At 51.0% G+C, this 4516-nt stretch carries 4 protein-coding genes; 2 read left to right on the top strand and 2 right to left on the bottom strand.

Going from position 1 to position 4516, the window contains the following annotated elements; translation table 11 throughout:
- Both pntB and pntA read right to left on the bottom strand, forming a co-directional pair.
- Nucleotides 1-1195: Re/Si-specific NAD(P)(+) transhydrogenase subunit beta (gene pntB, locus FDW94_RS16050; RefSeq protein WP_249358569.1), on the bottom strand; the 1195-nt coding region annotated here is incomplete at its 3' end.
- 10 nt (nt 1196-1205) lie between these two features.
- Nucleotides 1206-2735, bottom strand: a complete 1530-nt coding sequence (gene pntA / locus FDW94_RS16045) for a Re/Si-specific NAD(P)(+) transhydrogenase subunit alpha (RefSeq protein WP_020996412.1) — start codon at nt 2733-2735, stop codon at nt 1206-1208.
- A gap of 525 nt (nt 2736-3260) precedes the next feature.
- Here pntA and ydgH point away from each other — a divergent pair.
- Together ydgH and FDW94_RS24360 are read left to right on the top strand one after the other, a co-directional pair.
- Nucleotides 3261-4205: a DUF1471 family protein YdgH gene (gene ydgH / locus FDW94_RS16040; RefSeq protein WP_003832856.1), complete on the top strand. Its 945-nt coding sequence runs from the start codon at nt 3261-3263 to the stop codon at nt 4203-4205.
- A gap of 245 nt (nt 4206-4450) precedes the next feature.
- Nucleotides 4451-4516, top strand: a 66-nt coding sequence (locus FDW94_RS24360) for a hypothetical protein (protein WP_032230739.1), incomplete at its 3' end; no start/stop codon positions are given.

Below are 4516 nucleotides of genomic sequence, written 5' to 3'. Positions count from 1 at the left end.
GCGCAGCCGGGTTTACCGTATCGTTGGCACCAATGACCAGCACGGTATCGGTATCAGCGAAATCATCGTTGATCTCATCCATTTCCAGCACGATGTCATAAGGTACTTTGGCTTCCGCCAGCAGCACGTTCATATGACCTGGCAAGCGCCCTGCTACCGGGTGAATACCAAAACGCACTTTGATGCCGCGCGCGCGAAGTTTCTCAGTAATTTCCGCGACCGGATACTGTGCCTGAGCCACTGCCATGCCGTAGCCCGGGGTGATGATCACGGAGTGCGAGTTCTTCAGCATTTCTGCTGTGTCTTCCGCAGTAATCTCACGATGTTCACCCACTTCTTCATCAGACCCGGTAGAAGAACCGTCAGAACCAAAGCCGCCCGCAATAACGCTGAAAAATGAACGGTTCATCGCCTTACACATAATGTAAGACAGGATCGCACCAGAAGAACCGACCAGCGCACCGGTAACGATCAGCAGATCGTTGCTCAGCATAAAGCCCGCCGCTGCTGCCGCCCATCCTGAATAGGAGTTAAGCATTGAAACAACAACCGGCATGTCTGCCCCACCGATGGACGCCACCAGATGCCAGCCAAAAGCCAGTGCAATAATGGTCATCACCAGCAGCGCCAGAACCTGCAGGCCCACGCTTTCGGTACGAACAAACACCACCAGCAGCAGGAAAGAAACAACCAGCGCCGCCAGGTTCATTTTGTGACGATTCGGCAGCATCAGCGGTTTAGAGGAGATCTTGCCGCGCAGTTTGCCAAAGGCCACCACAGAACCGGTAAAGGTCACCGCACCGATGAAGATACCCAGGAACACTTCCGTCAGGTGAATGTTCACCAGAATCGGCTCCAGGCCCGTATCGTGATACAGGTAGCTGTTGAAACCCACCAGTACCGCAGCCAGACCAACGAAGCTGTGCAGAATCGCCACCAGCTCCGGCATCTCGGTCATTTCGACTTTCTTCGCCAGACGAATACCAATCGCGCCGCCGATGATCATCGCTACCAGGATCCACGCAACGTTGCCGGTATCCGGGCCAAAAATCGTAGCAATCAGCGCAATCGCCATCCCGGCGATGCCGTAGTTGTTACCCTGCTGAGAGGTTTCGTGTTTCGAAAGCCCCGCCAGACTAAAAATAAACAGGATCGCGGCAACAATGTATGCAGCTGTAACTAATCCTCCAGACATATGTTACCCCTTAGTTTTTCCGGAACATTTTCAGCATGCGCTGAGTCACGGTGAAGCCACCGAAAATATTAATGCTGGCAATAAGCACCGCGATAAAGCTCAGGAAACTCACCCAGCCACCCTGGCCAATTTGCAATAACGCCCCAACCACGATAATCCCCGAGATGGCGTTAGTCACAGACATCAGCGGAGTATGCAACGCATGTGACACATTCCAGACCACGTAGTAACCCACCACGCAGGAAAGCGCGAACACCGTAAAGTGACCAAGGAACTCTTTCGGCGCGACGTCGGCGAGCCAGCCAAACAAAATCACTACCAGCGCCATCAGCGCATATTTGCGCCACGGAGAGACAGGTTTTTTCTCTTCTTTCGGCGCAGGTGCGGCTTTTGGCGCTGCCTGCGGCTGAGCAGAAACCTGGATCGGCGGCGCAGGCCAGGTGATTTCACCATCACGAACCACCGTGACACCACGCACAACCACGTCGTCAAAATCGACAGTGATATTGCCGTCTTTCTCTTTGCACAACAGTTTGAGCAGGTTGACGAGGTTTGTGCCGTACAACTGGGAAGATTGCGTTGGCAAACGGCCAGGCAGATCGGTATAGCCGATAACCTTCACCCCGTTCTCGGTGGTGGTCACCTGATTAGGCACGGTATATTCGCAGTTACCGCCGTTTTGCGCGGCAAGATCGACAATTACGCTGCCCGCTTTCATCGAATCGACCATTTCACGAGTGATCAGTTTCGGGGCCGGTTTGCCCGGAATCAGCGCTGTGGTAACGATAATGTCGACATCTTTCGCCTGCGCAGCGAAGAGTTCCATTTCAGCTTTGATGAACGCTTCGGACATCACTTTGGCATAGCCATCGCCGCTGCCCGCTTCTTCTTTAAAGTCCAGTTCAAGGAACTCTGCGCCCATACTCTGCACTTGTTCCTTCACTTCCGGACGGGTATCAAAAGCGCGCACGATAGCGCCCAGGCTGTTTGCCGCACCGATCGCCGCAAGACCTGCCACACCCGCACCAATCACCATGACCTTGGCAGGTGGAACCTTGCCTGCGGCGGTGATCTGGCCGGTGAAGAAGCGACCGAATTCATGTGCAGCTTCAACAATAGCGCGATACCCGGCGATGTTCGCCATCGAGCTTAAGGCATCCAGCGACTGTGCGCGCGAAATACGCGGCACGGAGTCCATCGCCATGACCGTCACGTTGCGCTCTGCAAGTTTTTGCAGCAGCTCAGGGTTTTGCGCGGGCCAAAGAAAACTCACCAGCGTCGTGCCCGGATTGAGTAACGGAATTTCCGCCTCCTCCGGCGCATTGACCTTCAGGATGATCTCTGACTGCCAGACTGCATTTCCATCAACAATTTCTGCGCCTGCTTGTACAAACGCCTTATCGTCAAAACTCGCCAGTTGACCTGCACCGCTTTCAACCGCGACGCTGAAACCCAGTTTAAGCAGCTGCTCAACCGTCTTCGGCGTGGCTGCAACGCGGGTTTCATTGGTTAACCGTTCTCTTGGTATGCCAATTCGCATAATGTTCCCTTCCATCTGTAATTATGATGATGGTTTATCAATGTTCGCACGAGGCATGCGCGCACTCTCGAAAGAGGTCAGTGTTACCTCAATAAAATAAAACAGTAACAAACTCTGTATAACCTACTGAAAATGACGCCTGTGATCTAGCGCCAAAAAACAGTATTTATTATGAAATTCGCGAAATAGAGATGAATCGAACCTCAGACAGATAAAATGCCCTAAAAATAGCCCCCAAAGGCTGATAATTCGCTCAAGCGAAGCGGCAAAACATGATTACCCACCTGCCAAAAACAATTGATTAACATTAAATTAACTTATGAAATTCAACTGCTTTATCAGTTTTGGTCACCAAACGCCGAAATTTTCGGCATATCACAAAATGTTATCGCTGTTGTTACCTAACGTGACACGATGAGTGAAAAATGACGCAGACACTGACACAATTTAAATGCAATAATCAGCGACGTTTCTAGTCAATAACAATACCAGTACCTGGTTTGCGCAAGGCGAAGGATTATTTTTATGAAGCTTAAGAACACTCTCCTGGCGTCCGCACTAATTTCTGCGACTGCTTTTTCTGTAAATGCAGCAACAGAATTGACGCCGGAGCAAGCGGCTGCCCTGAAACCCTATGACCGCATTGTGGTCACCGGTCGTTTTAATGCTATCGGTGATGCGGTTGCTGCCGTTTCACGCCGTGCAGATAAAGACGGTGCAGCCTCCTTTTATGTTGTTGATACCTCAGATTTTGGCAGCGGCGGTAACTGGCGCGTTGTTGCCGACGTCTATAAAGCCGACGCTGAAAAAGCGGAAGCGTCAAAAAACCGTGTCATTAACGGCGTTATGGAATTGCCAAAAGATCAGGCCGTTCTGATAGAACCTTACGACACCGTTACAGTGCAAGGTTTCTACCGTAGCCAGCCTGAAGTAAACGATGCCATCACCAAAGCAGCGAAAGAGAAAGGTGCTTACTCCTTCTATATCGTGCGTCAGGTCGATGCCAACCAGGGCGGCAACCAGCGTATTACTGCATTCATCTATAAAGCTGATGCGAAAAAACGCATTGTACAAAGCCCTGATGCGATCCCAGCAGATTCAGATGCTGGTCGTGCCGCATTAGCAGCAGGTGGCGAAGCCGCGAAGAAAGTTGAGATCCCGGGCGTAGCAACTACCGCTTCTCCGAGTGCTGAAGTTGGCCGCTTCTTCGAAACGCAATCCACCAAAGGCGGACGTTACACTGTCACGCTGCCGGATGGAACCAAAGTTGAAGAGCTGAACAAAGCGACCGCCGCCATGATGGTACCGTTCGACAGCATCAAGTTCACCGGTAACTACGGCAACATGACGGAAGTCTCTTATCAGGTAGCAAAACGCGCAGCGAAGAAAGGCGCGAAGTACTATCACATTACCCGCCAGTGGTCAGAACGTGGTAACAACGTGACGATCAGCGCCGATCTGTATAAGTAATACCCAATGCCTTATCAGGTCTACAGTCCTTGTAGACCTGATAATTTCGCGCAGTTCTGTTTCCAGATAAAACAAAAACAGCAGTATTAAGACAACTTTTCACACTATTAGTCACAAATCTCTCTATCCCCATTGCATGCGTTCTCTTCTCTCCGTAAAATCCCGCGCCTTAGTGGCTTTCACCATTTTTATGCGGTTTGCCAAAATAATTATTCTCTCACTCTCGTTTTTGTAACTGGATACAAATGGAAAAGAAATTGGGTCTGAGCGCACTGACCGCGCTGGTTTTAAGCTCAATGCTCGGCGCTGGC

This window comes from Citrobacter sp. wls757, from assembly GCF_005280935.1.
GTDB classification, from domain to species: Bacteria; Pseudomonadota; Gammaproteobacteria; order Enterobacterales; family Enterobacteriaceae; genus Citrobacter; species Citrobacter portucalensis.
This window is presented reverse-complemented; position numbering and strand designations above follow the sequence as displayed.

Excerpts from the sequence above, each read along its gene's own strand:
- pntA (WP_020996412.1), bottom strand. The coding sequence starts at position 2,735 with ATGCGAATTGGCATACCAAGAGAACGGTTAACCAATGAAACCCGCGTT.
- ydgH (WP_003832856.1), top strand. The coding sequence starts at position 3,261 with ATGAAGCTTAAGAACACTCTCCTGGCGTCCGCACTAATTTCTGCGACT.